General features: G+C 37.4%; 5 protein-coding genes and 1 pseudogene. 3 read left to right on the forward strand and 3 right to left on the reverse strand.

What is annotated here, in order from left to right; all coding sequences use genetic code 11:
- Nucleotides 1–83: 83 nt before the first annotated feature.
- The 3 genes from cmoB to CXF85_RS17380 all read left to right on the forward strand — a co-directional run bounded on the left by cmoB (nucleotide 84) and on the right by CXF85_RS17380 (nucleotide 3765).
- A complete protein-coding gene (gene cmoB / locus CXF85_RS17370) occupies nucleotides 84–1052 on the forward strand; it encodes a tRNA 5-methoxyuridine(34)/uridine 5-oxyacetic acid(34) synthase CmoB (RefSeq protein ID WP_101229907.1) in 969 nt (322 codons plus the stop codon).
- A 100-nt stretch (nucleotides 1053–1152) separates the two neighbouring features.
- A complete protein-coding gene (locus CXF85_RS17375) occupies nucleotides 1153–2571 on the forward strand; it encodes a deoxyguanosinetriphosphate triphosphohydrolase family protein (protein WP_101229908.1) in 1419 nt (472 codons plus the stop codon).
- A gap of 66 nt (nucleotides 2572–2637) precedes the next feature.
- Complete coding sequence (locus CXF85_RS17380; RefSeq protein WP_101229909.1) at nucleotides 2638–3765, forward strand: patatin-like phospholipase family protein; 1128 nt, start codon at nucleotides 2638–2640, stop codon at nucleotides 3763–3765.
- Between the two features lie 280 nt (nucleotides 3766–4045).
- Here the strand turns inward: CXF85_RS17380 and CXF85_RS17385 are convergent.
- The 3 genes and pseudogenes from CXF85_RS17385 to CXF85_RS17395 form a co-directional block, all read right to left on the reverse strand.
- A pseudogene (locus tag CXF85_RS17385) lies at nucleotides 4046–4606 on the reverse strand (sugar phosphate nucleotidyltransferase); the annotation flags it as partial.
- A 103-nt stretch (nucleotides 4607–4709) separates the two neighbouring features.
- A complete protein-coding gene (locus tag CXF85_RS17390; RefSeq protein WP_101229910.1) occupies nucleotides 4710–5531 on the reverse strand; it encodes a glycosyltransferase in 822 nt (273 codons plus the stop codon).
- Nucleotides 5532–5548: 17 nt separating this feature from the next.
- On the reverse strand, nucleotides 5549–6314 hold a 766-nt coding region (locus tag CXF85_RS17395), incomplete at its 5' end, for a glycosyltransferase (RefSeq protein WP_232771249.1).

Raw genomic sequence — 6314 nt, forward strand, 5'->3', positions numbered from 1 at the left:
ATCCAAATGGTTACCGTTAATTAATGATAGTTAACGGCAACTAAAAATAATCTCATCACATTCAAACGAAAAATTAGAATTCTATGAAGCAGTTCAATAAATTTTATCAACAAATTGCCACCAACCGCTTAGGCCACTGGCTAAACACTTTACCTGCACAATTGAGCCATTGGCACGACAATAACCTGCATGGTGACTATAAACATTGGCAAAAAACATTAGATGCTTTACCTCAAGTAGATACTAATACAACCACAGATATAGTTAATACGGTGAAAGTTGGTGAATTAGGTGATTTAGACCAAGGTCAATTTAAACGCCTTGAAAATTTAATGAAAAAATTTAAACCATGGCGTAAAGGTCCTTATCATATTCATGGCTTACATATAGATACCGAGTGGCGTAGTGATTTTAAATGGGATCGTTTAGCTGAGCATATTGGTGACTTATCTGGTAAGTATGTTTTAGACATAGGCTGTGGCAGCGGTTATCACTTATGGCGAATGCGTGGTGCCGGCGCTGAATTTGTTGTGGGTATTGACCCTACGCAGCTATTTTTGATGCAATTTAATGCAATAAAGCATTTTATTAATGATGACCAGGTGCACTTATTGCCCTTAGGTGTTGAACAACTGCCAGAGCTAAAAGCTTTTGATACCGTTTTTGCCATGGGTGTGTTGTATCATCGTAGATCACCAATTGATTTTCTTTATCAATTAAAAGCACAATTAGTTAAAGGTGGAGAGTTAGTATTAGAAACGCTTATCGTTGATGGTGATGAAAACACGGTACTAGTACCCGGCGAACGTTATGCAAAAATGCGCAATGTCTGGTTTTTACCGAGTGAAAAAGCCATGTGTGCTTGGTTAGAACGCTGTGGATTTAGTAATGTTCGCGTGGTAAATACTGACATTACTGCATTAGACGAGCAACGAAAAACAGAGTGGATTGATACTGAATCACTACAAGATTTTCTTGACCCAAATGATAACAGTAAAACCATAGAAGGTTACCCTGCCCCTAAACGCGCCATATTTATTGCTAATGCCTAACTAACTGGTGTAACGTATAAAACTGGACTTGAATAAGAAAATATAACGTATATTTAGCTTCTTATTCAAGCTTATGCAGTTAAATTGAGGTAGGAATGTTATGAGTGATGTTTGGTTAGCAAGACGACTTAAAAAAGTGACTAACAGACAACAAGATCATCGTGACCCTTTCCAGAGAGATCGCGCTAGAATAATGCACTCAGCTTCTTTTCGACGCTTACAGTCTAAAACCCAAGTGATGGGTAGCGGACAAAGTGATTTCTACCGTACGCGCTTAACGCACTCATTAGAAGCAGCACAAATAGGCTCAGGCATTACCGCACAACTACGCTACAAATTTCCCGAACTGTGTGACGCACTTTTTCCGACTAGCGATAGCTTAATAGAAACCATTTGTTTAGCTCACGATATTGGTCATCCACCCTTCGGTCATGGCGGCGAAGTAGCACTGAATTATATGATGCGTGATCATGGCGGCTTTGAAGGCAATGGCCAAACGTTGCGCATAGTAGCGCGCTTAGAAACATTTAGTGAACACTTTGGTATGAATCTAACCAGAAGGACACTGCTTGGTTTGATGAAATATCCACAATTAATTGAAACACTGAGCAAAGCGTCGAAGCCAAGTATTGCAGCTAACTTTCGACAACTTAAATCCTACGAGTGGCATCCGCCTAAAGGCTTATATAGTGACGACCAAGATATTATCGACTGGATCCTAGCACCATTATCCAAAGCTGATCGTGTCTTGTTTCAGAGTATGAATAGTCACAGTATCAGCGGTCAAAAGACCGGTGAGCAAAGTATTAGCGAACAAAGCCCAAGCATTACAAACCCAGCTTTGCAAGATACCAAAAAACATCATAAAACCAGATTCAAGTCATTAGACTGCTCCATTATGGAATTAGCTGACGATATTGCTTACGGCATTCATGATCTAGAAGATGCCATAGTAACGAGAGTAGTGAACCGTGATGACTTTGACCGTGAAGTGATACAAAAGCTACAGAAAATTGACGATACTTGGCTGCAAGAATACAGCATAACCTTAACAGAAAAGCTTTTTAGTGATCATCATCATTTACAAAAAGACGCTATTGGCGGTTTAGTAAACTACCTCATTACAGCGATAGCACTAACCGATCTCAATGATCAAGATGATATAAACTTTTCAGAGCCACTACTTCGCTATAACGCAACCTTATCAGCATCGACAGCAGAAGCCCTGAAGATATTTAAGGATTTTGTTTATTTCTATGTGATTAAATTAACCAGCCTTCAGCGTTTGGAATATAGAGGCCAACAAATAGTGATGGAGCTGTTTGAAGCCTTATCATCTGATCCTAACCGATTACTGCCAAGCAACAGCGCTAAACGCTGGCAGCAAGCAATAGATAATAAGCAAAACCCGCAGCGAGTAATAGCCGACTATATTGCTGGTATGACAGATGATTACGCTACGCGCCTTTATCAGTCACTCTTTAATGCCCATGCCGCCTCAGACTACCAGTTAACGTAAGTAAGCTTAATGACGTTAAACAGACTGATATAAACGACAACTTTAAAACATGAGACTATTGCAGTAATGTTAGAGATATATTCCGGAAAAAATGCCCTTAAGACTATTCAAGAGCAGGGATTTAAACAAGAGTTGTTTACTAATTTTCTTGGTGCTAGCGGCGGGCCTAAGTGGTTTACGCTTTTTGGTTTAGATAAGTATCTTTTCGGTGATTTTTTCAAAAATAGAACGACGGAACTTAACTTAATTGGCTCAAGCGCAGGAGCGTTTCGCGCTGCCTGTTTAACACAAAATAATCCAGTACAAGCCATTGAGGGGTTAGCGTATAACTACGCCAATACGGTTTACTCTACAAAACCTAGCGCAAAAGAAATATCAGAGAAGGCTGTTGGTATAGTTGAGCAGCTATTTACCGGTAATGGTGCTGATGAGGTTATCAATAATAAAGTATTTAAAGCTCACTTCTTAGTGGCCAAGTGTAATGGCTTAACCGCTTTTGATAATAAAATAATGCAAGGTGCTGGTTTGATTAATAGTATCTTGCTGAACAAGTTAGATAGAAAGCTACTCAGTAAACAATACCAGCGTTATATATTTAAACATCCAGCCAGCAATTTAATCATAAATGATCCGTATAACTTCAATAACGTTTACCAAACCTTAACCGCTGATAATATTAAAAGCGCCGTATTAGCTTCTGGCTCGATCCCTATGGTGATGTCTGGTGTGAGGGATATACATGGAGCAGAAAAAGGTACCTACCGAGATGGCGGTATTATTGATTATCACTTTGATTTTTCATTGAGCAATAACGGCTCTGATAAACGAGTTTTCAACAAACACAGTCTGCATGAACACCGTAATGAACGAGACGGTGGCGAAATAGAGAACGGTCTAACACTATATCCTCATTTTACTTCAGCGCCTAAAGCAGGCTGGTTTGATAAAACCTCTACGAGAAAGGTATTAGCCAGTAGTTATGAAAATACTGTACTGCTAGCCCCTTCAGAAAAATTCATTAGGTCACTGCCCTTTAATAAAATCCCAGATAGAACTGATTTTACTGAACTTGATAGTACAACACGTATTAAGTACTGGGAAAAGGTTTTGGAGGAGACAGATAAGTTAGCCGAATGTTTTCATGAGTTTGTGGTGAAGCAAGATTTAACGAAGATAAGAGCGTTTAGGCCATAAGGAAAAGTTCTCTGGGATCTTCACTCTAGTGTTTCTGCGGTAAAATGAGCGCTATACATGTCGATGACTATATAAAGCTAACACTCATGTTCTGGCTGCGTCATTCCCGAAGTATCTGATCGGGAATCCATTTTCTTTGTTATAAACTAATATCACCACAGAGGACACGGAGTCGTTTCGCGATTTACAGAGTAAGTGAACTCTGGGCTCTGTGATGAGATACAACTAGTCACTTCTTCGAGAGTCCAGACCACTAAAAAAAATTCATATACACGTTTGGCTAACTTTTCACTACTTCTTGCAAATAAGCTTTAAAATCATCAGCTAACTCGGGATGACGTAAACCATACTCAACATTCGCCTTCATATAACCCAACTTAGAACCACAATCATGTGACTTACCTGTCATATGAAACGCCTCAACAGTTTCTATTTTCATCAAACTAGCAATAGCATCAGTCAATTGAATTTCATCACCAGCCCCTGGAGGTGTAAATTCTAACATATCCCAAGTTTTCTCTGATAATACATAACGGCCAACAACAGCTAAATTAGAAGGTGCTTCATCAAGAGAAGGTTTCTCTACAACAGCAGTCATAGCTTTTGATTCACCAGCAGCAAGTTGATGACCTTCACAATCCGCAACACCATAATTACTAACCATGTCCATAGCTACAGGCTCTACCATGATTTGACTGTGACCAACTTCATAAAAACGAGTTAACATAGCAGCTAGATTTTCAGTTTTTAAATTGCTGCTAGCATCATCCAGAATAACATCAGGTAAAACTACAACAAAGGGTGATTCCCCAATTATTGGATGCGCTTTTAAAACCGCATTTCGTTTATATCAAGGGCTATAACATTATTATGTTGTGCTAGTAAAACAGAATTTGAAAGCCCTACTTAGCCTGTACCCGCAATTATTATATTCATGTTTATCTCTATCTAAATTTATTATATATATATTTTTTCATAAAAGATGGGGATAAACGTAAGCAAAACAATAAGCAAACATGCTGTATATTGGAAATGTTATATATACCCAAAGTTTTCATTGCATAAAATCTTGAAACGGTGTCATTAATAGCTTTTTTTACGCCTCTTCTAGAATAAAAGTTATCATTAACTCTAAAACTAACAAGTGGTAGGCTGATATTAGCGAATATGTGACCCTTAGCCAACATATCGATCCATAGATAGTAATCTTGGGTATTTAATAAACGAGGATTATAAGTTATAGATTCGTCTTCAAAAACTGATGCTCTAAACATCACAGTTGGATGGTTAACCGGACATCTCTTTATCACATGTTCGAATATTTCATCGTGTGTTGAAAGCATAGATTTATAAAAGATTTTATTACCATTAGCATCTATTTCTACAACATCGCTCCCAACTATTGATATAGCTCTATTATGCTTAAGAAATTCGACTTGTATTGCAAATCGTTCAGGGGTGCATATATCATCAGCGTCCATTCTAGCCAAATATTCATAACCTCCAACATTAGAAACTTTATGTATTATCTGATTTAGCCTTAGTGCTAACCCTTTATTCTCGTTGTTATAGTTTACATATATATTGGCAAAGTTAGAGTATTTTTTAAGTATATTGATGTGCTCATCAGAAACAGCACCATCAACTTCAATGTATATGTCAAAATCTTTATAAGTTTGATCTAACAAACTTTCAATTGATTGTACTAGGAAACTTGGCTCATCTTTACAATATACAGACATTGCGACAGCAATTTTACCTGCCATAATAACCACCTAAAACTTTAAATATTTGAAACAGAAATCGTAGAGTAAATATCCTGATACTTACGTGACATAATGGAATAATCTATAGTTGTTAAAGCCTTAACTCTAATAGACTGACCTATATTTCTACCATGGATACTTTTTATAAATTTATCAAGCGATTGGACTAATGAAGTCACGTTAGAACGTCGAAATAAAATAAACTCGTCATTCTCAATGTAATATTTATTAAATTCAGCATGTTGAGGTATATCACTTAACACACAGGGCAAGCCTGAACTCAAAGCTTCTAAAACTGAATTAGGAAAACCTTCTGAAAGAGAGGCTGAAACAAATATATCAGATTGCGATAAATAATTTTCGACATTCGACACTCGGCCAATAACATTTATGTATTCATTACCTTGCCACTTTATATGAAGTTTGTCATATAACTCCCCTCCCCCTACTAAGGTAAGTTTTAACTTTTTAACCTGTATTGGTCGCTCATTATAATTAATAACAGCGCTAATAATAGTCTCTGGATCTTTGCGTGCACTGATGTGACCTACATGCAATAAATTAACATATTCACTCGTATTATCAATATTTTCGAATTTGTATTTACTAGTATCTACACCATTATTAACCGTGATTAGCGGGGTTGTAACCAAAGTGCTGACAGCTTTTTTAACTGCATCTGAAACTGTCGCGACCTTATCGAAATTAGATAAAGCATTACAGTGCATACGCCACATTATATTACCGAGCAACCACCCATAAGTCATGGGGTAATCTTCAAAA

The sequence above is a fragment of the Colwellia sp. 75C3 genome, assembly GCF_002836255.1.
Taxonomy (GTDB): domain Bacteria; phylum Pseudomonadota; class Gammaproteobacteria; order Enterobacterales; family Alteromonadaceae; genus Colwellia.

Excerpts from the sequence above, each read along its gene's own strand:
- cmoB (WP_101229907.1), top strand. The coding sequence starts at position 84 with ATGAAGCAGTTCAATAAATTTTATCAACAAATTGCCACCAACCGCTTA.
- CXF85_RS17375 (WP_101229908.1), top strand. The coding sequence starts at position 1,153 with ATGAGTGATGTTTGGTTAGCAAGACGACTTAAAAAAGTGACTAACAGA.
- CXF85_RS17380 (WP_101229909.1), top strand. The coding sequence starts at position 2,638 with ATGTTAGAGATATATTCCGGAAAAAATGCCCTTAAGACTATTCAAGAG.
- CXF85_RS17390 (WP_101229910.1), bottom strand. The coding sequence starts at position 5,531 with ATGGCAGGTAAAATTGCTGTCGCAATGTCTGTATATTGTAAAGATGAG.